This window comes from Vibrio sp. THAF190c (assembly GCF_009363355.1).
Lineage (GTDB): Bacteria > Pseudomonadota > Gammaproteobacteria > Enterobacterales > Vibrionaceae > Vibrio > Vibrio fortis_A.
This window is the reverse complement of sequence record NZ_CP045338.1, coordinates 1,134,307-1,159,019: the sequence shown is the minus strand read 5'-3', so window position 1 is coordinate 1,159,019 and position 24,713 is coordinate 1,134,307. Positions and strand designations below refer to the sequence as shown.

The window sequence follows — 24,713 nt, the reverse complement described above, 5'->3', positions numbered from 1 at the left end:
GAATGCGATGGCAACTCTTGTACCACATTCTCCGCTTTTTTATTCTGGTTTTTGCGCCCAAACGTGAATATAACGACCTAAAGAGAGGTAAGGCTCTTGGCGACATAGCTGCTTCTCAAGCTCAAGCACGTCTTCGAATTGATAGTCGCCCATGTACTCCATGTTACCTATGTAATCACTAAACGAGCGAATACCCGACTTTCCTTTAATCTCAAGGCCCGCCTCTTCTATCCATTGATAGACTTCTTCAGGCTTCAAACCTTTTTGGGGTTGCAGCTTAAACCGTTTTCGATGTGGCATCCCATTTAATACATGAGGAATATTGCCACAAATCACATTTTTAAGGACTAATCCGTGATGGTTGTAAAACATAATTGATGCCACGCCACCCGGTTTAACTTGCTTAAGCAGGATATCCAAAGCCTCTTTTGGATCGGCTAACCACTCCATCACAGCATGAAACATCACCATGTCCACGGGCTCATCCATATGCTGTGCAATGTTTTGAACCGGAGAGTGAATGAATCGATACTGTTCAAGCAAGCCGGCTTTATCAATATCTTGCTGTGCCAATTTCAGCATTTCAGAAGAAAGATCACACAGCGACACTTTATGCCCCAAGCCAGCTATCTTTTGCGACATCTGAGCTAAACCGCCTCCTGCATCCAAAATCTGCAAAGGTGATTCATCGGTTTTGAATGTGCTTAACGCTTGCTCTAAATCTTCCCATACGATGATCTGACGGATCTCTCCTTTGTCAGAGCCGTAAATATTTTTTGCAAATTTGTGGGCAATATCGTCGAAATTACGGTCTTCAGTCACAGCTACTTGAGTTATCATGTCCTATCGTGCCTGCTATTCTGTCACAGGAATTTCAGGAATAAAGAGGCGATGTCTCTTTTTAGTACTAAGTGATGTTTTTTCGGACTATTCGGATATGTTTGAGCTGAAAAAAGTAGTGTCTTCACTGTTGATGCCACTGCCAGCAATGTTAATTCTCGCTTTTCTGGGCTTAGCCCTTGTTATGTTCACTACAAAACGTAAAACAGGGTGCCTTATCACGCTGTCTGCATTATGTGGCATTTTCCTTATCGCGTTCCAACCCGTTTCTAGCCAACTTCTTATGCCAATGGAACGCCAATACACCGCATTCTTACCAACTACTGAACCTGTCGATTACGTGATGGTATTGGGTAGCGGCCATGTGGTGGATGACCAAATCCCGCCAACGTCTGAACTTAGCCGAACTGGCCTAATGAGACTAAGTGAAGGTATTCGCATTCAACGAATCTACCCGGGTGCTAAGTTGATTCTATCTGGCTATGGTGGTGGCACTGAAGTCAGTAACGCACGTATGATGGCCAAAGTTGCCCTAGCATTAGGCGTTGCCAAACCTGACATTATCTTGCTTGAGACAGCCAAAGATACATGGGAAGAAGCGCGTCAGGCTGCTGCGTTTGTAAAAAACAAGCGAATGGTTTTGGTGACTTCTGCAAGCCATATGCAGCGCGCTCTTAACGAGTTCCATGACGCTGGTATCAAACCAATTCCTGCGCCAACTAATTTCTTAGCTCAAGAAGGCATTGAACAGCCTTGGAACAAGTACATGCCAAAAGCAGCATACTTGGAACAAACAGAGCGCTACTGGCACGAAACGATGGGCTTAGTTTGGCAATCACTGCGCGACTGGCTAGATAACCAAAGCTCTGAAATGGACGAACCGGTTGTAATCTCCGAGCCATCGATGCTTGAAGAAGAAAACTCTACAACCTCTGGTGCAATACCAACGAGCGGCGCACAGCCAGCACTTTAATGCTGTACAACATGGATAACCATGACTAATGGCCTATGTTCTTTTCAAGCTGATTCCATAAACAAAAAACCGAGATACTGAATATCTCGGCTTTTTCAATTTTGCTTGTTGAGCATTTTAATTCTGAGCGTTAATCGCCAGCAAACATGTAACCTTCACCATGAACCGTCACAAAGATTTGAGGGTTCTTCGGATCAAACTCCATCTTCGCACGCATACGACGAATCAATACGTCAATGGTACGGTCGTTTGGCGCATCAACACGGTGGCTAATCATATTTAAGATTCGCTCACGGCTTAATACTTGGTTCGGGTATGAAGACAGCGCAACCAATAGCTCATATTCTGCTTTGGTCAATTTCACTGGCTCACCGTTTTTGCTCAGTGCGCGGCGTGGAATATCAAATATCCACTCACCAAAGCGAACGATAGATTCGTCATCCGCCTGCTCCGCCGCACCTGCTGGTGACTTGCGAGCTGCAGAAATTCGCCAAAGTAGGTTTTTCACTCGAACCAGTAACTCGCGAAGTTCGAATGGTTTAGTAACATAATCATCTGCGCCCATCTCTAGGCCTACAATTTTGTCGATGCTATCCGTGCGTCCAGTAACTAAAATAATCCCAATGTCTGATTGACTGCGTAATTCGCGAGTTAGCATCAATCCATCTTCGCCTGGTAAGTTGATGTCCAGCATAATGAGGTCAACGTTATTCTCTTCTAGAACGTTTCTCATTTGAGCGCCGCTTTCTGCTTCGCTTACTGTGTAACCCTCATTCTGGAAATATCCAACCAGCTTACTACGGGTTACCACATCATCTTCAACGACTAATACGTGATAGCTCATCTACACCACTTTTCTTATTTAATAGTTTCAGTGACTATTCTATTCATAACTAGTAACAATTCTAGTAGTACGCAAGATAAAAGCCAGAAACCTGAATTTTTTTTGATACAAGACAATCTTAAACCTTGCTATTTAACCTCCATCGCAATTCAATATAGGCATTACTACTAACGAGTGACTTTGCAATTAGCAAATACAACCGTTAGCAAGCCTTCGTACCGCAGATATTACGAAAGACGATATTAGGATTATTGAGATGAAAGAAACGAAAGCGTTCAACGAACAACGAGCTGAAATCTACTGGTGGCTATCGAGCCTGTTCGCAAAAGAGCTGACTCAAGAAGAACTGGATAACTACCACTCGGTTGAGATTCGTTCGTTTTTAACTGGTCTTGGCGACAATGAGACGCTTAAGCCAGCAATCAATAACCTAGTAGATGCGCTTAACCGATTGCAGAATCGTGAAGACGCTCAACTGGAGCTTTCGTCAGATTTTTGCGAGTTGTTCCTTAAGTCAGATAAATACGGTGCTCTACCGTACGCTTCTATTTACTTAGACAAGAGCGGCCTGCTGAACGCCAAGCCAGCTCAAGACATGGAAGCCATCATGGCGTCTTATGGTATCGCCGTAAACCAAGACCTAAAAGAGCCTGCTGACCACCTAGCCATCGAGTTGGATTTCCTTGGCAACATTATCATTCGTTCAAACGACCTCGAGAGTGAGCAAGAATTAGAAGCAGCTTTCACTGCACAGCATGAATTTGTTGAACAACAACTTCTCAGCTGGATTCCACAATTTGCAACGAAATGCCGTGAATTTGATGAGTTTGGTTTTTACGCTTGTGTTGCAGAATTGCTAGCCGCTTTCTGTAAACTTGATGCGCAATATTTGGCTGGTGAATAAATTCACTAATGACTAAAGGCACAATTTAGGTAGAATGTGACAATTCACCCAGATTTCTGGGTGAATTTTATTGCGAGTATTTTCTAGTCAGTCTAAAATTGTGACCGCAAACGATAAAATATGAAACATTCTCGAAATGCTATGCTTTAAATTAGCTAAGAGCATTTCGGTGTTAAGACAAGCCGCTCTCATTAGCGGTTTTTTGTTTTTTAGCACTTTAGTACCGAGAGAGCCCTACACATTCTAAGCTCTTGTTCTGGTAGCTTAAAACGGCTACTTGCTCCGTACTGCTGAGGAAGTAGCTATCAATAGGATAAAGCCATGGCAACTATAAAAGATGTCGCTCGCTTAGCCGGCGTATCAACAACCACCGTTTCTCACGTGATCAACAAGACACGTTTCGTAGCAGAAGCGACTCAAGAAAAAGTAAACAAAGCCGTAGACGAATTAAATTATGCACCAAGTGCCGTTGCTCGTAGTTTGAAATGTAACTCTACGCGCACAATCGGTATGTTAGTAACTCAATCAACTAACCTATTCTTCTCTGAAGTGATCGATGGTGTAGAGAGCTACTGTTACCGTCAAGGCTATACGCTGATTCTATGTAACACAGGTGGTATCTACGAGAAGCAACGTGACTACATCCGAATGCTTGCTGAAAAACGCGTAGATGGCATCTTAGTAATGTGTTCTGACCTAACGGAAGAACTTCGTGAAATGCTTGACCGTCATGCAGACATTCCAAAAGTTGTTATGGATTGGGGCCCTGAAAGTTCACAAGCAGATAAGATCATCGACAACTCTGAAGAAGGTGGCTACCTAGCGACTAAATATCTAGTTGAACGCGGGCATGAACGTATTGCATGTCTAAGTGGTCACTTAGATAAAGCGGCGTGTGTTGAACGTATCGCTGGTTACCGTCGAGCACTGGCAGAGGCAGACATTCAAGCCGATGACAACCTAATCCTTGAAGGTAACTTCGAGTGTGATACGGCTGTTATCGCAGCAGATAAAATCGCTGCAATGGAAAATCGCCCTACCGCGGTATTCTGTTTTAACGATACGATGGCGCTTGGTCTTATGAGCCGCCTACAACAGCAAGGTATTAAGATCCCTGAAGATATTTCAGTGATTGGTTACGACAATATTGAGTTGGCAGAGTACTTCTCACCGCCGTTGACGACTGTTCACCAACCAAAACGTCGTGTCGGTAAGAACGCGTTCGAAATCCTGCTAGAACGTATCAAAGACAAAGACCACGAAAAACGCGTGTTCGAGATGCATCCAGAGATCATTGAGCGTGCGACAGTAAAAACGTTAAAATAACGTAAACTTTAGAAAAATCTAATAAAACGCACCGTTTGGTGCGTTTTTTTTATTTGTCAAAAATAAAAACCCAGTTGCATATCAAGGCAACAATTAACTGAATTAAGATCACATTTTAGAATAACAAGTGTGAACCTCATTCAACAAAAAACTTTATTCTTGATTATACAGTCACGCACAGGGCAAATCACTTGAAAGGGTGAGACGCAAAGCCTCCGGCCTAACCCATTATTGGTATGGTAGCGGGGTTACCGATGGCAAAATGCAGTATTTCCTACCTTTAGTAGTAATTTACGGCTTATTGACAATTTCATTGCGACATTTTGCTAATCTCTCGGACCTGCTTATTTGGTGGCGTAATTCAAATACACCGAGATAAACAATATGGATAAACCGATACTCAAGGACTCAATGAAGTTATTTGAGCCACTTGGAAAGATAAAGTCACGCTCAATGTTTGGCGGTTTCGGCCTTTTTGCCGATGACACCATGTTTGCATTGGTCGTAAACAATCAGTTGCACATTCGAGCTGATAAGAATACTACTTCACAATTTGAACAACAGGGCTTCGAACCTTACGTTTACAAAAAACGTGGATTCCCAGTCGTTACTAAGTATTTTGCCCTCCCAGAAGACCTCTGGCAGACTCAAGAACGTATTATCGAGCTGGCAAAAGCTTCCCTTGACTGTGCTAAAGAAGAGAAACAAATCCAATCATCGGCGAAACCGACGCGATTGAAAGATTTGCCAAACCTTCGACTTGCCACAGAGCGTATGTTGAAAAAAGCAGGGATCGATACCGTTGAAAGCTTGTATGAGTCAGGTTCTGTTAATGCATACAAAGCCATTAAAGAATCTCATTCATCAAGTGTTAGCTTAGAGCTACTTTGGGCGCTTGAAGGTGCAATCAACGGCACTCATTGGTCGGTGATACCTCAGCAGCGACGCGACGAGCTCATCAGCTCTATTAATTAGGTCCAAATCACTTAATTGTAAAAAGCCACATTAATGTGGCTTTTTTTATTTTCTTTTGAAAGTTAATCTTTCCTTCTCCTGTCTAACTATACTAACTATAAGCAAAAGATTAAGGGACGCTCCCATGAGTAAGAAAATGATTTTAGGCATAATTTTAGTTGCCACGATAGTGTTACTAGCCGTTAACTTTGGTCAATACTTAACGCTTGAAAATGCCAAAGCCCAGCAGGCACTTCTTAATGACTACATAGAGAGTAACTTTGTTGTTGCGGCAGCAACCTACTTCATTCTCTATATTATGATTACCTCTTTCTCTATCCCAGGCGCTGCTGTAGTTACGCTACTCGGGGCGGCGCTATTCGGCTTTTGGACTAGTTTATTACTCGTGTCGTTTGCAAGTACCATAGGTGCAACACTAGCGTTTTTGAGTAGCCGTTTTCTACTGCGTGACTGGGTGCAAGGTAAGTTTGGCGATAAGCTGTCTACTATTAATCAAGGCGTAGAAAAAGATGGCGCATTCTACCTGTTCTCTTTGCGTCTGATTCCGGTATTCCCATTTTTCTTAATTAACTTACTAATGGGCTTAACACCTATCTCTGTAGGACGCTACTATTTGACTAGCCAATTAGGAATGCTTCCTGGCACTGCAGTTTACTTAAACGCAGGTACTCAGTTGGCAGAGATCGATTCGCTATCAGGCATCGTATCCCCTTCTGTACTGCTTTCTTTCGCACTGCTTGGCGTATTCCCAATCGCTGCAAAATGGATTATGGGTAAGTTTCGTTCGGCGCCAGTCGCGGAATAGATAAGGAAAATTGATGAAGATATTCAGTGCTGCAAACCCAACAGAGGCTCACATAATATGTGGGCTTCTAGAAAGTGAAAAAATTGCCTGTGAAGTACGTGGGGAAGGATTGTTTGGTTTAAAGGGGGAAATCCCTTTCTCTGAAGAAACAGACCCATATGTGTGGCTCTACGAGCCTTCTGATGCAACAGCAGCACTAAATCTCATCAATGCTTATAAGAAGCAACAAGATTCCATCATCTATGAAGAGTGGCGTTGTAGTCAGTGTCACGAGGTCAACGAAGCCCAGTTTGGCTCTTGTTGGCAGTGTGGCTCACCTTGCCCCGAAACATAAGTTTTGTAAAAATGAGTCCCTAAAAAAAACAGGAAGCGCAATCGCTTCCTGTTTTTTTGTATCTCATTAGATCAAGTGAACGATGCTCGCCACACTCATATTATTTGATTTGCTTCTGAATAAACTCAATAGAGCGCTGGTTAAACTCTTCGGGTTGCTCCACGTTACAAACGTGACCACAGTTGGCAATTTCCACCAGCTCACTCGATTTATGTGCCGCCACCATCTCTTTAACGGGCTTGATGAACATGTAGTCACGCTCTCCCATCAGATACAAAGTTGGAATAGGTAGCTCTCGCTCTTTGAAGTAACGCATCAACGGGTTAACGTCAGCGGTAAGAATAAACCAGCGCTTAAACTCCTTTTGACACAGCTTTTTCGCTTCGCGGATGAAAAGGTGTCTAGACTCTCGCTGACTCTTTTGTGGCATAACAATGTAAGCAAACAGGCTGTAAAGCCACATATAAGGGATAATATGTTTACTTAAGTTACCTAATTTGACCAAGACTTGAGAGCGCGTATTCAAGCGCGTTACAGCACCACCGAGTACCATTGAGCGAACACGCTCTGCGGCCAACTCAGCGACATTTCGAACAATAATGGTTCCTAAGGACATTCCAACAAAGTGCGCTGAACGAATTTTTAGGTGATCGAGCACTTTAAGAATATCGAGCGTTACCGCTTTGAATGTGTAACGGTTACTGATCAGCTCTTTTAATAAATTGTCGGATTTGCCGTGACCTCTCAAGTCAATCAGTAGCAAATTAAAGTGCTGTTTATAAGCTTTGATCTGCTTAAACCAAATGGACGAACTCCCACCAGCACCGTGGACGAAAACGACCCACTCATCACTGGTCGGGTGATTGAATGTTTTATGGAATAATAAACTCTCAGACATACCTTTCGCTTTAATTCTACTTATTTGCTTGAGCACCATTGCTAGATGCTTGGTAATGATAGCACGCTATTAAACCGATTAAGTGATAGTAGTGTCAATCATCTTATCAGCGTTCTGAATAGCTCAACCACAATTACTCCCAAAGCGTTATATGAAACTAACGGTAGCTCAACAGTTAACTTAGACGCTAACAGTGACACTTTAAAAACAAAAAAAGGTGTTCACAATGGAACACCTTACTTTTCAAATACACAAGTTACAACACGGTGTGATACATCTCTAAATAGGATTTAGCAGCATCTTCCCAGCTAAAATTCTGTTGCATTGCATAGAGCTGAACGCGGCGAACTTCTGCAGGTTTTTGTGCATAAAGCAGTAGAGAACGATGCAATACCGAGAGTAAAGCCTGAGAGGTTGGCTCGCTAAAAGCAAAGCCTGTGGCCAGTTCAGGGTTGTCATCGTAATGATTAACGCTGTCTTTTAAACCGCCTACTGAGCGAACGATAGGTAGAGTGCCATAAGCCATACTATAAATCTGATTCAAGCCACAAGGCTCAAATTCAGATGGCATTAAGAAGAAGTCTGAACCGGCTTCAACCAAGTGAGCCAACTCGTTGTTGTAAGCTTCAATAAACGAAAACTTCTCTGAATGCAGCGCGGAAAGCTCTTTAAGCTGGCTTGCTAATACGGGGTCACCTGTACCCACAATCACGATTTGCAGTTCATTCTTGAGGAACTCTTCAATGATCGGTATTAAATAGTGAACACCCTTCTGGTTAGTCAGGCGGCATACCATGCCATACACGGCGCAATCAGACTCAGGTAAACCAACTTCTTGCTGCAGCTTTTGCTTACAAGCGGATTTACCTCGAGCCATACTGTGCTTCGTTGCTTTGTATTTTCGCGGTAGATAGACATCCGTCTCTGGGTTCCATGAACCGTAATCACAGCCGTTTAGAATACCAAACAGGTCATCAGAGCGTTGTTGGAACTCTCGCGCCATACCGTGGCTTCCAAGCTCTGTTTTTAGCTCTTCAGCGTACGTCGGGCTAACGGCATTGATCTTATCCGCACACATCACACCAGCCTTTAGCATGGTGACATGGGTGTCGCTTACTGCAGCTTCAGGCACATATCGACCGTGCATTTCTGGTAAGTTCTGCAGTTCATCATAAGAGAACACGCCCTTAAAGACGGCATTGTGTATCGAAATAACACTGCGCATCTCTTTGAAGAAATCGTGCTCTTGATAGCGAGACTTCAACAGGTATGGAACAAAGCCAGTGTGCCAATCGTTGGCATGCACAATATCAGGCTGGAAACCAAGCTTTGGCAACATGTCTAAACAAGCTGCGCTAAAAAACGCGAACCTTTCACCATTGTCAGCGTAAGCTTGGTTGTTCTCAGCGTACATCTCTGGGCGATCAAAGTATTGTGGACATTCAATACCAAAGACATGAACGCCTTCAACGCTTAACTTTTTAACTTGATAAGCCGTATGAGGCCAGTGATCGAGCTCAGTCGATAGGATAACTTCAGCTGATTCGATATTCGGGATTTTGCTATATGCGGGGATGGTCACTCGAACGTCCTGTTCGAGTGTTTGTAACGCTTTAGGCAGTGCCTTGGCTACATCAGCCAAGCCACCACTTTTAATTAAACCTTCAACTTCAGACGCTACAAAAAGTACCGAGAGAGTCTTAGTAACCAACTCGTGCTCCTTTAGGGATTACTACAACACCATCTTCTGAAACATGGTAGTGCTTTTTATCTTCTTTCAGATTCACGCCGATTTGCGTGCCCGGTGCGATATCTGCATCTTTATCGACGATAACACGGCGAAGAACACAGCCCTCACCTACTTTAACGTCACCAAGTAAGATACTTTCGCTGATATCACAAGCAGATGCAATATTACTGCGGAAACCAAGTACACACTTCTCGATTCGAGAGCCGCGTACGTAACTACCGTTACATACTAAGCTATCGATGATCTGTACTCGCCCGTTTGCAGAATCTGTAAAGGTTGCCGGCGGTAGTGGCGGGTAGTAAGTGTGAAGAGGCCATTTACGGTTGTATAGAGAGAATGGCGCATCTTTTTCTAGCAAGTCCATGTGTGCCTGCCAGTAAGCGTCAATCGTACCCACATCGCGCCAGTAAACTTCCTCTTTCTCACCAGTAATACGGTTTGTGCTGAAGTCATAAACAAACACGTCACCACGTGGGAACATGTTTGGAATAATGTCTTTGCCAAAGTCATGAGATGAGCCTTCGCGATCTGCATCTTCTACCAGTTCAGCAAACAGTTCGTTCGCTTCAAATACATAGTTACCCATTGAAACGAGTGCCGAATCAGGGTCGCCAGGGATTGACTTAGGATTTGCAGGCTTCTCTTCAAAGCCGATCATACGCCCTTCCGCATCAACTTCGATAACGCCGAACTCTGATGCTTCAGCCAAAGGCATACGTAGAGCAGAAACCGTCAGCGCCGCTTTCTTCTCTTTATGGAAATCAAGCATTTGCTTAATGTCCATTTTGTAGATGTGGTCAGAACCAAAGATACAAACTTGATCTGGTTCTTCTAGTTGCATGAAGCGAAGGTTTTGATAAATCGCATCCGCCGTACCTTCATACCAACGCTTACCCGTACGCATCTGCGCAGGAATTGGGTCGATGAATCTATCTGTTATCCCACTGATATTCCAACCTTTTTTCATGTGGTGGAATAGTGACTGCGACTTAAACTGTGTCAAAACGTAGATCTTCATTAGATCTGCATTTACGAAATTGTTTAAAGCAAAATCAATTAAGCGGTAGCTTCCGCCGAATGGAACCGAGGGTTTGCTGCGAGATTCAGTTAAAGGTCTTAAACGAGAGCCTTCACCGCCAGCAAGAATCATTCCCAATACACCAGCCATTTTATTCTCCATATATTTATAGCTTGTCGATGTTGGTACTTAGTTTAGGGGTAAGCCTATGGGGGTAAGCACCAACTCTTATTTTAGGCACTTAGTACATATCCATTCATATTCAGTGACAAAATACTAAGCCAAACGTTGTTATATGTGCACTATGCTTTGCACTTGGTTTTATATACGTTATCGACTTTTCAGTCGATTTCAATTTTTAATATGCCATTCTGTGGTATGTGAAACGATTGCTTTTCTAAGTCTCAAAGCAGCTCACATTACACAGACTTTCAGAAACATTACATTAACAATGAAAACACATGCCTTCTACATCAAAATACTGATCTGCTAATTACAATATTTTAATTTAGTTACATTAATGTTAACGCTCGCAAAGAAATCATACTTTCTTTTCTAAATTATTTCATACGTCAAAAGAATTATTTTTCAGCCTTGAGACAACTATTGCATTGTGTTGCATAAAAACTCATATTCAACACAAAAAAAAGCAGCCAAACTAGGCTGCTTTTTTACTCACTATTTTTCTTTTGGCTTTTTGCGCTTATCTGTGACTTCCCATTTTCCGTCAATAAACAGCGCTGTCCAACCAGAAGGTTTGCCGTCGACCTCGGTTCGTACGTAGTTCTCTTTGGTCTTACGACTAAAGCGAACCACTGTCGGCTTACCGTCTGGGTCAGCAACAGGAGCTGTCGTCAGGTATTGGAATTTCGGCGAGATTCGATCTTTAAAGCGAACCAGCTCTTCCACTAATGGTGCACGCGTTTCACGTGATTTAGGGAAGTTGCTTGCCGCCATAAATAGACCAGAAGCACCGTCACGCAGTACAAAGTACGCATCTGAGTTTTCACATGGAAGCTCAGGGAAGTGAACAGGGTCTTCTTTCGGTGGCGCAACCTCACCGTTTTTCAGAATCTTACGTGTGTTCTTACAATCGTCGTTGGTACAGTCCATGTATTTACCGAAGCGACCGTTTTTCAGAACCATATCTGAACCACACTTGTCGCATTCAACAACAGGACCATCGTAGCCTTTAACTTTGAACTCGCCGTGCTCTACAACGTAACCATCACAGTTCGGGTTGTTACCACAAACGTGCATCTTACGCTTGTCATCGATCAGGTAAGCGTCCATCGCTGTTTCACAGATAGGGCAACGCTTCTTAGCCCGCAGTGCAGCAGTTTCAACGTCTTCCTCAAGAACATTGATAATGCCTTCTTCATCGCCAAGGTTAATCGTTGTCTTACAACGCTCTTTTGGTGGCAATGCATAACCTGAACAGCCAAGGAATACACCAGTAGAAGCAGTACGGATACCCATGTTGCGACCACACGTCGGACACTCAATATCAGTCTCTACGATGTGGTTTGGCTTCATGCCGCCCGCAGCTTCGTCAAGGTCTGCTTTTTCGAGATCACCGGTGAAGTCTGTAAAGAAGTTGTCTAGAACGCCTTTCCAGTTCGCTTCACCCTCCGCAATTTGGTCTAACTTCTGCTCCATACGAGCAGTAAAGTCATAGTTCATCAGGTCGTTAAAGCTCTGGTCGAGACGGTCAGTAACAATCTCACCCATCTTTTCAGCGTAAAAACGACGCTGCTCAACCTTCACGTAACCACGATCTTGGATCGTTGAGATGATTGATGCGTAAGTCGATGGACGACCGATACCACGTTTTTCAAGCTCTTTAACCAAAGCTGCTTCAGTGTAACGTGCAGGTGGCTTAGTAAAGTGCTGCTTAGGATCAAGCGTCACAAGTTTAAGCTTATCGCCTAGCTCAACTGATGGCAGGATAGTGTCATCGTTCTTACCCATAGGGCGTTGTACACGAGTCCAACCATCAAACTTAAGGATACGCCCTTTAGCTTTCAGAGTGTACTCGTCTGCTTTTACACTGATTGTTGTTGAATCGTATTGTGCCGGAGTCATTTGACACGCGACGAATTGATTCCAGATCAATGAGTACAGTTTGTGAGCATCAGCATCGACGCCTTTTAGGTCTTCAGACTTAACATCAACACTTGATGGACGGATCGCTTCGTGCGCCTCTTGTGCGCCCTCTTTGCTGCCGTAAACAAGTGGTTTAGCTGGTAAATACTTATCGCCAAACTCAGAGTTAATGTACTCACGCGCCATATCTACAGCTTCTGAGCTCAAGTTCGTCGAGTCAGTACGCATATACGTGATGTAACCCGCTTCATAGAGTCGCTGAGCCAACATCATCGTCTTCTTAACGCCATAACCCAAGCGAGTACTCGCGGCTTGTTGTAGCGTCGACGTAATATAAGGTGCTGAAGGTTTGCTCTTAGTTGGGCGGTCTTCACGCTTGCACACTTCGTATTCTGCTTTTTCTAGAATACTCAGCGCAGCTTTTGTCTGTTCTTCGTTCTCAGGCTTGAAAGCAACACCTGCTTTTTGAGCGACCTGAAGACGGAAATCGGTTTTGTCGCCTGTTTGCGTATCAGCATGGATATCCCAGAACTCTTCTGGAATGAACGCATTGATCTCACGCTCACGCTCTACCAACAGCTTAACGGCTACCGACTGTACACGGCCTGCAGAAAGACCACGTGCTACTTTTTTCCAAAGTAGTGGCGAAACCATGAAACCTACAACACGGTCCATGAATCGACGCGCTTGTTGAGCGTTCACGCCATCAATATTGAGCTCACCCGGAGTTTCGAACGCTTGCTGAATCGCGTTCTTGGTGATCTCGTTAAATACTACTCGTTTATATCTCGCTTCATCGCCACCGATGATCTCACGAAGGTGCCATGCGATAGCTTCTCCCTCGCGGTCCAAATCGGTTGCGAGATATACATGGTCAGCATTCTCAGCTAGCTTTTGGAGTTCAGCCACGACTTTTTCTTTGCCTGGCAGAACCTGATAGTTCGCTTCCCAATCTTTATATGGGTTGATACCCATCTTCTTGATGAGTGCTTTGCGATCTTTTTCTTTCTTGATACGAGCTTTCTCTTCTGGGCTCATACCCTTTGTTGAAACAGCAGCCGCCTTCTTGCCTGTGCTTTGTCCCGCCGTTGGTAAGTCACGCACGTGACCTACACTCGACTTAACGACAAAGTCTTTGCCAAGATATTTATTGATAGTTTTTGCCTTGGCTGGCGACTCCACTATAACGAGCGATTTACCCATATTGACACTAACGTCCTTAATCACGATGCTTCAGCACCAACAAATCAACTGTGGGCTTTTACGCATGATATTCTAAATTCATTGCTTCTTTTTTTACTATTGTGCGAGATTAAAAGAAGATCAACCGCTTTTTTCAAAATTGGATCTGATCGCTCGACAATTCAGCGACTCAGTTGAGAAAAGGGGCACAATAGGATTTGAGACTAAAGTACAATCAAACCGTACTTCAAAACGCCTGTTTTTCAAGCTTCTTATATAAACGGGGTCATACTAATCTCGTCTATGTTTCAATGGCGAGCCCTGTTCAATTATTTTTGTCATAAATCACAAAATATCGAACATAAAATCGAAAACTCCTATTCGACTTGGGGTCAGGTCATTGAATTTCTACTCTGTCGCTCTAAACTCCATCTATCCATCGTTATGAGAGAATCTCAATGAGTAAACAAGTAATCACAGAGTTCGACCTTCTGCTTATCGCAAACCAAGTCATTCAATCTCACGCTGACTATATAGAGGGAATGCGCGCAGATAGCGTTACAGAGAAAGATGATGTATTGGTATTCAAAGGCGAATACTTCTTAGACAGCAATGGCCTACCAACCGAAAATACCACCGCAGTGTTCAACATGTTCAAGTACCTAGCGCACCACCTGTCTAAAGAGTTCACACTACAACAATAGCGCTCCAATAGAAAAATAGAGCTCTAACAAAAGTGGCTTCAATTAGATCGACATAGACAGAGCCACACTACCAAATAAAAAGCTTGCCCTTGAGCAAGCTTTTTTGATTTCCAATGTACTACTGGCTAAGCATTTTCAGCTTGTCAAAGTAGTCTGGGAAAGTCTTCGACGTACAACCAGGATCGTTAATCGTCACTGGAGTATCGCTCAGCGCAACCAAAGAGAAACACATTGCCATGCGGTGATCGTCGTACGTATCGATTGCCGCATGTTTAAGCTCAGAAACAGGCTGAACAATGATGTAGTCCTCACCCTCTTCCACTTCTGCACCTACTTTACGTAGTTCTGTCGCCATTGCAGCAAGACGATCGGTCTCCTTTACGCGCCAGTTGTATACATTGCGAATCGCCGTTGTGCCTTCAGCAAACAGGGCTGTCGTTGCAATCGTCATCGCGGCATCAGGGATATGGTTGTAATCCATATCAATACCTTTCAACTGACCAACACGGGAGATAACGTAATCGTCGCCCCACTCAATCTCAGCACCCATTTTTTCGAGTGCGTCTGCAAACTGAATATCACCTTGGATACTGTTTTTACCAATACCCGTTACCTTGATCTCACCGCCTTTAATCGCAGCTGCTGCTAGGAAGTAAGATGCTGATGAGGCATCACCTTCTACAAGGAAATCTCCCGGCGCAACGTATTGCTGGCCAGTTGGGATAACGAACTCTTGATAGTCGTTGTTAATCACATCAACACCGAACTGTTTCATGATATGCAGGGTAATGTCGATGTAAGGCTTAGATACCAGCTCACCTTCGATCTTGATGGTGATTTCACCTTCAGCTAAAGGTGCAGCCATTAGAAAAGCTGTTAGGAATTGGCTAGAGATCGAACCGTCAATTGATACGGTACCGCTCTTCAAGCCCGTGCCTTTGATTTTTAATGGCGGGTAGTTTTCGTTTTCTAGATATTCAACGTCAGCGCCAGCTTCTCGAAGTGCCGTGACTAAGTGGCCAATTGGGCGCTCTTTCATGCGCGGCTCACCTGTTAATACGTACTCACCAGAACCTAAACACAGTGCTGCGGCAAGTGGACGCATCGCAGTGCCGGCGTTACCAAGAAACAGTTCTAACGCTTCTTGGCTTGCAAATGCACCACCAAGACCTTCAACTTCACAAACCGTTTTGTCATCTGACAGTTGGTAACTAACACCTAGCTTAGTTAAAGCATTCAGCATATGACGAATATCGTCACTATCCAGAAGGTTAGTTAGGCGTGTTTTGCCACTCGAAAGTGCTGCAAGTAGCAACGCTCGGTTAGAAACACTTTTTGAGCCAGGTAGGTTAACTTCCCCACTCACTTTTTGTATTGGTTGTAACGTAAGGCTTTCCATTAAATCTATTTAATCCTTGTATCACCTGACTGACCGTCTTCGATTTATTTTCAGGCGATGAATAATTCTTCGTAATTGCAGACTAACGAACTTTTTCGATGAACTCCAGAGCAAATCGACCAGAAAAACCTCAATCAGTCACCAAACCAAGTGTAACTTCAAACTAGTACGCTAGATCAACGCGAACACCGTCTGAGAAGTACAGAATTCTTACGTCATCACCGCGAGAGAAAAGCATCGAGCTGTCGACATCTTGAATGATATTGATCAGCTTATTGTCGTCGGTTTTTACCAATAACTCGACAAGCTTGTACTCGACTCGATATTGAGTATTGGCTCTGTTTCTTGCGATACCTGCGCCCGCCACTGCACCAACGGCTGTCGCGACTTCTTTACCCGTACCGCCACCAAACTGATTACCAATCAAACCACCAATAGCCGCGCCAAGTAGGGTTTCCCAACCATTGGCTTTTGACTCCACAATCTCCTGTTGAGTGATATAACGCACGGTATCAATCTCACCATACACAACCTCATTGACCGGTCGAGCTTGATTCCTGTTATAGGCTGCATTTGCTATAAGAGGCAAAAACAGTAAAATCCAAAGCAATTTCTTCATGACAACACTCCTAACGACCTTTGGTCTATGTAAATCTATAAGCGATAGCAATGACTATATACTTAACAGAGTTGGATACTACTAGTATAGAATTCCCTTCACCATTTGAAGCGCTTGATGATCCAAACGGATTACTGGCTTTTGGTGGCGATCTTTCTCCTGCGCGTATTCTCAATGCATATAGTCATGGCATTTTTCCATGGTACGGGCCTGGCGAACCTATCCTTTGGTGGAGCCCAGCTCCGCGAGCCGTATTTAATCCTAAGACATTTCAACCAGCTAAAAGTCTCAAAAAATTTCAGCGTAAACACAACTACCGTGTAAGCATCAACCAAGCGACCGACACAGTGATTGGCCTTTGCTCATCATTACGCCCCGCTGAAGAGACATGGTTAAACCAAGATATGCAGCGCTCTTACATCGAACTAGCGAAAATGGGACATTGTCACTCCGTTGAAGTATGGAACGAAGACGAGTTGGTCGGAGGTTTGTATGGCATCCTTCGTGGTGAGCTTTTTTGTGGTGAGTCGATGTTTAGTACTCAGACCAACGCCTCGAAGATCGCCCTATGGTATTTTTGCCGTCACTTCTCACAATATGGCGGACAACTGATTGATTGCCAAGTAATGAACCCTCATTTGGAGTCGCTCGGTGCAATGGAGATCGAAAGAGAGACTTTTCTAGAATCTCTGTCATTATTAAAAGAGCGTTCTATTGCAGCAGAGTGCTTTCAACCACAATGGCTCGAGGATTATTCGGAATGAGTTCAGGCTTACATCAGATCAGAATCGGATTAACCGATAATCATAGTTGTAGCTACCTACCAGAGCGGCAAGAGCGTGTGGCTGTTACTCTCGACGAACACATGCACACACCTGATAACTATGAAGTTCTATTGGCCAACGGTTTCCGTCGCAGTGGCGCAACCATATACAAACCTCATTGCGATAATTGTTCTTCGTGTCACGCATTGAGGTTATCCATTCCAGAGATACAGCTTTCGAAAAGCCAGAAGCGTCTTCTAAATAAAGCCAAGTCATTTAAGTGGGTCATGCAACCGCAAATGGATGAGGCGTGGTTTGAACTGTATAGCCGTTATATTACGGCTCGTCATCGCTCGGGAACTATGTATCCACCGAAGAAAGATGAATTTTTGCAGTTTTCTAAAAACGATTGGCTAAATACTCAATATTTACACATCTACCAAGATGAAAAATTGGTGGCGATTGCCGTCACTGATGTGATGAGTCAAAGCACCAGTGCGTTTTATACCTTTTTCGACCCTGACATCGATTTATCGCTAGGTACACTGGGAGTTTTGTTTCAAATTCAACATGCTCAACAACTCCAAAAACAGTGGCTGTATTTGGGTTATCAAATCGACGAATGCCCCGCTATGAACTATAAAGTGCGATTTCAACGTCATCAAAGGCTAGTAAATCAAGTGTGGCAAGGGTAGAATACGCCACAACTTTACATAATTTGATTTTGACGGCACAATCATCGCCGTTGAAAACCGCCAAATGTCGAAAGAGGATTAGATGGCTAAAGAAGACGTAATCGAGATGCAAGGCACTGTCCTTGATACTCTACCAAACACAATGTTCCGTGTTGAGCTTGAAAACGGTCACGTAGTGACAGCACACATCTCTGGTAAAATGCGTAAGAACTACATCCGTATTCTTACTGGTGACAAAGTAACTGTTGAGATGACTCCATACGACCTTTCTAAAGGCCGCATCGTCTTCCGTGCTCGTTAATGTCTCATTAGTGAATACGATAAGAAGCGGAGCCTAGTGCTCCGTTTTTTATTGCCTGACATTTGGCGCTTTGCCTTAACCGCTTTTATCTATCTTTCTCCGTCTCTCTTCGTATCTCGTATCTCGTATCTCGTATCTCGTATCTCGTATCTCGTATCTCGTATCTCGTATCTTCAAAACATAAAAAAACGCACGACCGAAGCCGTACGTTTTAGATTGATGTTTATAAAAGAGAATGACTAGTGCATCACTTCTTCTTTCGCACCAACGTAGCTAAATTGAAGCTCATCTTTCTTCAGCGTTACTTTCACAGTACCACCGTCAACTAAACTACCAAACAGCAGTTCGTTTGCCAGAGGCTTCTTGAGCTGCTCTTGAATCACACGACCCATTGGACGAGCGCCCATCGCTTTGTCATAGCCTTTTTCAGCTAACCAATGACGAGCATCTTCTGACACTTCCAGAGATACGCCACGAGCATCTAGTTGAACTTGTAGCTCCACAATGAACTTATCAACCACTTGGCTAATCACAGTCGGATCTAAGCTGTTAAACCAGATGATATTATCAAGACGGTTGCGGAACTCTGGAGTGAACACTTTCTTGATAGCACCCATCGCATCTGGCGCGTGATCTTGCTGGATCAAGCCGATCGATTTCTTCTCTGTTTCAGCCACACCCGCGTTAGTTGTCATCACTAGGATCACGTTACGGAAATCCGCTTTACGTCCGTTGTTATCCGTTAGAGTACCGTTATCCATTACCTGCAGTAGTAAGTTAAAGATATCAGGATGCGCTTTCTCGATCTCGTCTAGCAGTACAACAGAGTGTGGGTTTTTAATGACTGCATCTGTTAATAGACCGCCTTGATCGTAACCAACATAACCAGGAGGCGCACCAATCAAACGGCTCACCGAGTGACGCTCACCGTATTCAGACATATCAAAACGCAGTAGCTCAATACCCATCAGTTTCGATAGTTGTACTGTCACTTCCGTTTTACCTACGCCTGTTGGGCCAGCGAACAGGAATGAACCTACTGGTTTGTTATCTGCACCTAGACCTGCACGTGTAAGCTTAATCGCCTCACTCAATGCATCGATTGCTGTATCTTGGCCAAACACCAACATTTTCATACGGTCGTCTAGGTTTTGCAGAATGTCTTTGTCCGAAGAAGAGACTGACTTCTCAGGGATACGAGCCATCTTAGCGACCATAGACTCAATATCAGCAACACTAACCGTTTTCTTACGACGGCTTGCGGGAGCTAGACGACTGCGAGCACCCGCTTCATCAATAACGTCAATCGCCTTATCAGGTAGGTGACGCTCATTAATGTACTTAGCCGATAACTCTACTGCAGCTCGAAGGGCTTTATTGGTGTAGCGAACTTCATGATGCGCTTCGTACTTAGGCTTAAGACCAATAAGGATCTTAGTTGTGTCATCAAGTGATGGTTCAACAATATCAATTTTTTGGAAGCGGCGAGACAATGCACGCTCTTTCTCAAAAATACTACTGTACTCTTGATAAGTCGTTGAACCAATGCAACGTAACTTACCGCTACTCAGTAGAGGTTTAATTAAGTTTGCTGCATCTACTTGACCGCCCGATGCTGCACCTGCACCGATAATGGTGTGGATCTCATCGATGAATAGGATTGCGTCTTCTTCTTTCTCTAGCTGTTTCAGAATCGCTTTAAAACGCTTCTCAAAGTCACCACGGTATTTAGTACCCGCAAGTAGAGAACCAATATCCAATGAGTAGATAACGCTGCTTTGAATCACTTCCGGCACCTGGCCTTCTACAATTCTCCACGCAAGACCTTCAGCAATCGCGGTTTTACCTACGCCAGCTTCACCAACAAGTAGAGGGTTATTTTTACGACGGCGGCATAGGACTTGGATTGTGCGTTCTAGCTCTTTATCACGACCAATCAGTGGATCGATGTTACCTTTCTTCGCCACTTCATTAAGGTTGGTTGCAAAATTTTCAAGTCTGTCTTCTGAACTCGCCTCTTCTGCGTTTTCAGCACCAAACGAGTCAGACGATGAAGCACTATCGCCTTCATTGCTTGCTTTGGTGATACCGTGAGAAATAAAGTTAACAATATCTAAGCGACTGATATCGTTCTTCTTCAACAGGTAAGCTGCGTGAGACTCTTGCTCGCTAAAGATAGCAACCAGAACGTTGGCACCGGTTACTTCGCTACGACCCGATGATTGAACATGGAAAACAGCACGTTGCAGTACGCGTTGGAAACTAAGTGTTGGTTGAGTTTCTCGCGTTTCGTCGCTTTCTGGGATAAGAGGAGTGGTTTGATCGATGAAAACATCGAGTTCGTTACGCAAGGCGTCAAGGTCGGCTTGGCATGCCAATAACGCTTCCTTAGCCGCATCATTTTCTAATAATGCAAGTAGGAGGTGCTCGACAGTCATAAACTCATGTCGCTTTTCTCGCGCTCGAGCAAAAGCGCCGTTCAAGCTTGATTCTAATTCTTTATTCAGCATAAGTACCTCCTAAGGGAACAACAGTGTTGTTCGAACAAGTCTTTAAGCTTGCTCCATTGTACATAGTAGCGGATGCTCATTTTCCTTTGAATACATCGTCACTTGCGCTACTTTTGTTTCCGCTATCTCTGCGCTGTAAGTCCCACAGATAGCTTTACCTTCATAATGAACCTTGAGCATAATTTCCGTTGCTTTCTCGATATCTAGTGAGAAGAATCGCTCTAGGATCTCGATTACAAAGTCCATTGGCGTGTAGTCATCGTTATTAAGTACGACGTTATACATTGCCGGTGGCTTAACTTTCGTTTTTTCTTTCTCCAGTAAATCAGAGCCTGGAGCCGCCCATTCAAAGTTTCTACTCATGTTAGCTTTGCTAAGGTTATTTTTGGAAATCGGACATGTGCGATACTTAAATCTACCACATTCACCGTTTAGGGTGTACTAAGAAACGGTGTTAGAAAACGAGACCAAAAATCAAACCTATACATTGAGCCTAATCCACCATTTACCTTGCTGCAAATAAAAGATGCCTATTGCGTCGATTAACATATGTGATTGATTAAAAAGGCAGCATAAACATACGCAAAACAAATATTTGCGCCCTTAAGTTACAAATAAGTTAATAAATAGTTCAGATTCTCAGGTGTGATTTGTTATTAAAAATGATCAATTTTCTACCAATTTGCTATTGACTGTGCTCAATCATTAGCTACATTGGAGCTAAAAGGTTTTTTTACATTAAAATTTAACAACACGGAATAATTACGCAAGGCAGCGATATTTCATGTCAGCAATGTAGAAGTTCAGAACAATGACGATAATTTTCGTCGTTTCAGAATCGTATCAATGACACTTTTTAAAGTTGATATAAACAACATCAGTAACAAAATGCATGAGGGATGTATAGCATGGCTACAGGTACAGTAAAATGGTTTAACAATGCCAAAGGGTTTGGTTTCATTTGTCCAGAAGGTGAAGAAGGTGACATTTTCGCTCACTATTCAACGATACAGATGGAGGGTTACCGTACACTCAAGGCGGGGCAACAAGTCGATTACGAAGTTGAAAGCGGCCCGAAAGGCTCACACGCAAGCTCCGTAGTACCGGTAGAAACTAGCCAAACGAAGTAGTCGCTATTCATTTACTGCTCTTATCTAAAACGCCCTGTTTAAAACAGGGCGTTTTTGTATGTGCAATAAAAAACGCTCCTGACGGAGCGTTTTAAAACAAGATTTAGATTACTCTAAATAATAACTATGCATTAATCACTGCATTTAGTGTTGCGCTTGGACGCATTAGAGCTGAAGTCAGTGCATCATCAAATAGGTAGTAACCACCTAGTTCGCCTTTAACACCTTGTGCACTGTTTAATTCACCAACGATCGCTTCTTCACTTTCAGATAGCTTAGCCGCTACACTTGCAAACTCTTGCGCTAGTTCAGCATCAGTCGTTTGCTCTGCTAGAGCTTTTGCCCAGTATGCTGCAAGGTAGTAGTGGCTACCACGGTTATCTAGCTCACCAACTTTACGAGATGGTGACTTGTTCATGTCTAGGAACTCACCTGTCGCTTTATCTAATGCATCAGCTAAAACTTGAGCTTTAGCATTACCTGTTACTGTGCTTAGGTGCTCAAGTGAAGCCGCAAGTGCGAGGAATTCACCTAGAGAGTCCCAACGTAGGTGGTTCTCTTTTTCTACCTGTTGAACGTGCTTAGGAGCAGAACCGCCAGCACCAGTTTCAAACAGACCACCACCGTTCATTAGTGGAACGATAGACAGCATTTTCGCCGATGTACCAAGCTCTAGAATTGGGAATAAATCCGTTAGGTAATCACGTAGAACGTTACCCGTTACTGAGATTGTATCTAGACCTTCTTTGATACGAACTAGAGAGAACTTAGTCGCTTCAAGTGGAGAAAGAATCTTCAGTTCCAGACCATCTGTATCATGCTCAGGTAGGTAAGCATTGACTTTCTTAATCAGCTCTGCATCGTGTGCACGAGATTCGTCTAGCCAGAATACTGCTGGAGTCGCTGATGCACGAGCACGTGTTACTGCAAGCTTAACCCAATCTTGAATTGGTGCGTCTTTAACTTGACACATGCGGAAGATGTCGCCTTCTTCAACAGCTTGCTCAAGAAGTACAGCACCATTTGCATCAACAACTTGAACTGTACCAGCAGCATCTAGGATGAACGTCTTATCATGAGAACCGTACTCTTCTGCTTTTTGAGCCATTAGGCCAACGTTTGGCACGCTACCCATTGTTGTTGGATCAAATGCACCATTCTCTTTACAGAAATCGATAACAGCTTGGTAGATGCTTGCGTAGCTACGATCTGGGATCATCGCTTTAGTATCTTTCTGCTTACCATCTGGCCCCCACATTTGACCAGAAGAACGTAGCATCGCTGGCATTGACGCATCAACAATGATGTCACTTGGTACGTGTAGGTTTGTGATACCACGATCTGAATCAACCATAGCTAGAGGTGGTTGAGTCTCGTATACCGCTTGTAGGTCAGCTTCGATAGCTTCTTTCTGCTCTTGTGGCAGTGATGCGATCTTAGCGTATACGTCACCAATACCGTTGTTCACGTCAACGCCCAACTCTTCAAATAGTTGACCGTATTTCGCGAATACATCTTTGTAGTAAACCTTAACCGCATGGCCAAAGATCACTGGATCAGAAACCTTCATCATTGTTGCTTTCATGTGCAGAGAAAGCAGTACACCCTGCTCTTTTGCTGAAGCAATCTCTTTTTCAAAGAACGCAACAAGCGCAGCCTTGTTCATCACTGAAGTATCGATGATCTCTTTGTCTTGCAAAGCAAAAGCTGGCTTCAGTGTCTTCTTAGCGCCATCCTGACCAACAAACTCAATGCTTACTTCTGTTGCGCCGTCGATAGTGGTCGATTTTTCGCTACCGAAGAAGTCTTTGCCGTCCATACTCGCGACATGAGACTTAGAGTCTGCAGCCCATGCACCCATTGAGTGTGGGTTTTTCTTCGCGTAATTTTTTACAGAAAGCGGTGCACGACGGTCAGAGTTACCTTCACGTAATACAGGGTTTACAGCACTACCTTTAATCTTATCGTAAGTTGCTTTGATCGCTTTCTCTTCGTCTGTGCTTGCTTCTTCTGGGTAGTTAGGAAGTGCGTAGCCTTTTGCTTGAAGCTCTTTGATAGTTGCTTGAAGTTGTGGGATAGACGCTGAAATGTTTGGAAGCTTAATGATGTTTGCTTCCGGTGTTTTTGCCAACTCGCCAAGTTCAGCAAGTGCATCACCAATACGTTGCTCTTCAGTTAAGTAGTCAGGGAAGTTAGCAATAATACGCCCTGCAAGTGAGATATCACGAGTATCAACGTTGATACCAGAAGAAGCAGTGAATGACTGAATGATAGGCAGTAGAGAGTATGTCGCTAGTGCTGGTGCTTCGTCTGTAATGGTATAGATGATGGTTGGTTTTTCAGTAGGCATGAAATTTCCCTATAGTTCTGACAAGCTCACTCATTGTGAGAATGTTTAAATTGACCAGTAGACAGTGCTTGAGAGCAACGAAGGTCTACTCGATAGTCGTACTCTATCTTATTTTTCATACCGTTTTATGACGGCATGAACCAAATCCGTGAGTGCGTTGTTATAATAAAACACGTTGGTATAATTAAACAAATTGGGCTTTATAGTCCATTAACTTGTTCTATTTTGTGTCTTTTAGGCGCGCAAATGATAGCTCAATTCCGTTTCAGTGAAAACTTTTCAGCAC

Annotated in this window: 22 protein-coding genes and 1 riboswitch; of the genes, 11 read left to right on the top strand and 11 right to left on the bottom strand. The window is 43.7% G+C overall.

What is annotated here, in order from left to right; genetic code table 11:
* Window positions 1-39 precede the first annotated feature (39 nt).
* Window positions 40-822: a tRNA uridine 5-oxyacetic acid(34) methyltransferase CmoM gene (gene cmoM / locus FIV04_RS05300; protein WP_152469530.1), complete on the bottom strand. Its 783-nt coding sequence runs from the start codon at window positions 820-822 to the stop codon at window positions 40-42.
* 115 nt (window positions 823-937) lie between these two features.
* Here cmoM and elyC point away from each other — a divergent pair, with 115 nt between their 5' ends.
* Window positions 938-1,813 carry an envelope biogenesis factor ElyC gene (elyC, locus tag FIV04_RS05295; protein WP_152468466.1) on the top strand — a complete coding sequence of 292 codons (876 nt, stop codon included), beginning with the start codon at window positions 938-940 and terminating at the stop codon, window positions 1,811-1,813.
* A gap of 130 nt (window positions 1,814-1,943) precedes the next feature.
* Here the strand turns inward: elyC and torR are convergent, their stop codons facing one another.
* Window positions 1,944-2,657, bottom strand: coding sequence for a two-component system response regulator TorR (gene torR, locus FIV04_RS05290; RefSeq protein WP_152468465.1), 714 nt, complete (start codon window positions 2,655-2,657; stop codon window positions 1,944-1,946).
* Window positions 2,658-2,913: 256 nt separating this feature from the next.
* Between torR and torD the strand changes: the two genes are divergently transcribed.
* From torD to FIV04_RS05265, 5 genes are all read left to right on the top strand, one after another.
* Window positions 2,914-3,561, top strand: a complete 648-nt coding sequence (torD, locus tag FIV04_RS05285) for a molecular chaperone TorD (RefSeq protein WP_152468464.1) — start codon at window positions 2,914-2,916, stop codon at window positions 3,559-3,561.
* 321 nt (window positions 3,562-3,882) lie between these two features.
* On the top strand, window positions 3,883-4,887 hold the full coding sequence (gene purR, locus FIV04_RS05280; RefSeq protein WP_032549435.1) for an HTH-type transcriptional repressor PurR: 1,005 nt from the start codon (window positions 3,883-3,885) through the stop codon (window positions 4,885-4,887).
* A 171-nt stretch (window positions 4,888-5,058) separates the two neighbouring features.
* Window positions 5,059-5,143, top strand: a riboswitch (cyclic di-GMP riboswitch).
* Window positions 5,144-5,271: 128 nt separating this feature from the next.
* Window positions 5,272-5,862: a TfoX/Sxy family DNA transformation protein gene (locus tag FIV04_RS05275; RefSeq protein WP_152468463.1), complete on the top strand. Its 591-nt coding sequence runs from the start codon at window positions 5,272-5,274 to the stop codon at window positions 5,860-5,862.
* A 124-nt stretch (window positions 5,863-5,986) separates the two neighbouring features.
* A complete protein-coding gene (locus FIV04_RS05270) occupies window positions 5,987-6,667 on the top strand; it encodes a TVP38/TMEM64 family protein (RefSeq protein ID WP_152468462.1) in 681 nt (226 codons plus the stop codon).
* Window positions 6,668-6,680: 13 nt separating this feature from the next.
* Window positions 6,681-7,001, top strand: coding sequence for a DUF2007 domain-containing protein (locus FIV04_RS05265; RefSeq protein ID WP_032549439.1), 321 nt, complete (start codon window positions 6,681-6,683; stop codon window positions 6,999-7,001).
* Between the two features lie 100 nt (window positions 7,002-7,101).
* Here FIV04_RS05265 and FIV04_RS05260 read toward each other — a convergent pair whose 3' ends face one another.
* From FIV04_RS05260 to topA, 4 genes are all read right to left on the bottom strand, one after another.
* Window positions 7,102-7,899 carry an alpha/beta fold hydrolase gene (locus tag FIV04_RS05260; protein ID WP_032549440.1) on the bottom strand — a complete coding sequence of 266 codons (798 nt, stop codon included), beginning with the start codon at window positions 7,897-7,899 and terminating at the stop codon, window positions 7,102-7,104.
* Between the two features lie 256 nt (window positions 7,900-8,155).
* On the bottom strand, window positions 8,156-9,610 hold the full coding sequence (gene glgA / locus FIV04_RS05255; RefSeq protein ID WP_152468461.1) for a glycogen synthase GlgA: 1,455 nt from the start codon (window positions 9,608-9,610) through the stop codon (window positions 8,156-8,158).
* On the bottom strand, window positions 9,600-10,817 hold the full coding sequence (gene glgC / locus FIV04_RS05250) for a glucose-1-phosphate adenylyltransferase (RefSeq protein ID WP_032549443.1): 1,218 nt from the start codon (window positions 10,815-10,817) through the stop codon (window positions 9,600-9,602). Before glgC ends, glgA begins: the two co-directional genes overlap by 11 nt.
* Before the next feature lie 528 nt (window positions 10,818-11,345).
* The gene (topA, locus tag FIV04_RS05245) at window positions 11,346-13,976 is read right to left on the bottom strand and encodes a type I DNA topoisomerase (protein ID WP_152468460.1); all 2,631 of its coding nucleotides are present in this window, start codon (window positions 13,974-13,976) and stop codon (window positions 11,346-11,348) included.
* A gap of 437 nt (window positions 13,977-14,413) precedes the next feature.
* On the opposite strand from topA, the gene FIV04_RS05240 reads away from it, so the two are divergent.
* Entirely contained in the window at window positions 14,414-14,659 is a 246-nt protein-coding gene (locus tag FIV04_RS05240) for a YciN family protein (RefSeq protein WP_150871813.1), read from the top strand.
* Between the two features lie 118 nt (window positions 14,660-14,777).
* Here the strand turns inward: FIV04_RS05240 and aroA are convergent, their stop codons facing one another.
* Together aroA and FIV04_RS05230 are read right to left on the bottom strand one after the other, a co-directional pair.
* Complete coding sequence (gene aroA, locus FIV04_RS05235) at window positions 14,778-16,058, bottom strand: 3-phosphoshikimate 1-carboxyvinyltransferase (RefSeq protein WP_032549447.1); 1,281 nt, start codon at window positions 16,056-16,058, stop codon at window positions 14,778-14,780.
* Window positions 16,059-16,221: 163 nt separating this feature from the next.
* Window positions 16,222-16,677 (bottom strand): glycine zipper 2TM domain-containing protein, encoded by a 456-nt coding sequence (locus FIV04_RS05230; RefSeq protein ID WP_032549448.1) that lies wholly within the window; start codon window positions 16,675-16,677, stop codon window positions 16,222-16,224.
* A 50-nt stretch (window positions 16,678-16,727) separates the two neighbouring features.
* On the opposite strand from FIV04_RS05230, the gene aat reads away from it, so the two are divergent.
* From aat to infA, 3 genes are all read left to right on the top strand, one after another.
* Window positions 16,728-17,441, top strand: a complete 714-nt coding sequence (gene aat, locus FIV04_RS05225; RefSeq protein ID WP_152468459.1) for a leucyl/phenylalanyl-tRNA--protein transferase — start codon at window positions 16,728-16,730, stop codon at window positions 17,439-17,441.
* Window positions 17,438-18,136, top strand: a complete 699-nt coding sequence (locus tag FIV04_RS05220) for an arginyltransferase (protein ID WP_152468458.1) — start codon at window positions 17,438-17,440, stop codon at window positions 18,134-18,136. The genes aat and FIV04_RS05220 overlap by 4 nt, the downstream gene beginning before the upstream one ends.
* 82 nt (window positions 18,137-18,218) lie before the next feature.
* The gene (gene infA / locus FIV04_RS05215) at window positions 18,219-18,437 is read left to right on the top strand and encodes a translation initiation factor IF-1 (protein WP_001040192.1); all 219 of its coding nucleotides are present in this window, start codon (window positions 18,219-18,221) and stop codon (window positions 18,435-18,437) included.
* Between the two features lie 239 nt (window positions 18,438-18,676).
* On the opposite strand, the gene clpA is transcribed toward infA, so the two are convergent.
* Window positions 18,677-20,947: an ATP-dependent Clp protease ATP-binding subunit ClpA gene (gene clpA, locus FIV04_RS05210; protein WP_152468457.1), complete on the bottom strand. Its 2,271-nt coding sequence runs from the start codon at window positions 20,945-20,947 to the stop codon at window positions 18,677-18,679.
* Between the two features lie 42 nt (window positions 20,948-20,989).
* The gene (gene clpS / locus FIV04_RS05205; RefSeq protein ID WP_032549455.1) at window positions 20,990-21,310 is read right to left on the bottom strand and encodes an ATP-dependent Clp protease adapter ClpS; all 321 of its coding nucleotides are present in this window, start codon (window positions 21,308-21,310) and stop codon (window positions 20,990-20,992) included.
* Window positions 21,311-21,855: 545 nt separating this feature from the next.
* Between clpS and cspD the strand changes: the two genes are divergently transcribed.
* Window positions 21,856-22,077, top strand: a complete 222-nt coding sequence (cspD, locus tag FIV04_RS05200; RefSeq protein WP_032549456.1) for a cold shock domain-containing protein CspD — start codon at window positions 21,856-21,858, stop codon at window positions 22,075-22,077.
* Window positions 22,078-22,201: 124 nt separating this feature from the next.
* On the opposite strand, the gene FIV04_RS05195 is transcribed toward cspD, so the two are convergent.
* Window positions 22,202-24,427 (bottom strand): NADP-dependent isocitrate dehydrogenase, encoded by a 2,226-nt coding sequence (locus tag FIV04_RS05195; RefSeq protein ID WP_152468456.1) that lies wholly within the window; start codon window positions 24,425-24,427, stop codon window positions 22,202-22,204.
* Between the last annotated feature and the right edge of the window lie 286 nt (window positions 24,428-24,713).